The sequence below is a fragment of the Burkholderia cepacia genome (assembly GCF_001039005.1).
GTDB lineage: Bacteria > Pseudomonadota > Gammaproteobacteria > Burkholderiales > Burkholderiaceae > Burkholderia > Burkholderia theae.
In genome coordinates, this window is record NZ_LDWR01000095.1 from 1 (window position 1) to 204 (window position 204).

The window sequence follows — 204 nt, forward strand, 5'->3', positions numbered from 1 at the left end:
ACGACAGACCCGTCGAAGTCGAGGTGGACAACGAAGAGATCGAGCTGTTGGCCGACGACAGGCCGGTCGACGTCGAAGTCGACAGTGACGACACCGTGCTATCGGTCGAGCTCAGGCCGGTCGACAGCGAGCTGATACCCGTCGAAGTCGACGTAGACAACGAAGAAATCGAGCTGTTGGCTGATGACAAGCCGGTCGACGTGG

Annotated in this window: 1 protein-coding gene; it reads left to right on the forward strand. The window is 59.8% G+C overall.

The features are described 5' to 3' along the window. Positions 1-23: 23 nt before the first annotated feature. Positions 24-204: hypothetical protein (locus VL15_RS42945; RefSeq protein ID WP_196319670.1), on the forward strand; the 181-nt coding region annotated here is incomplete at its 3' end.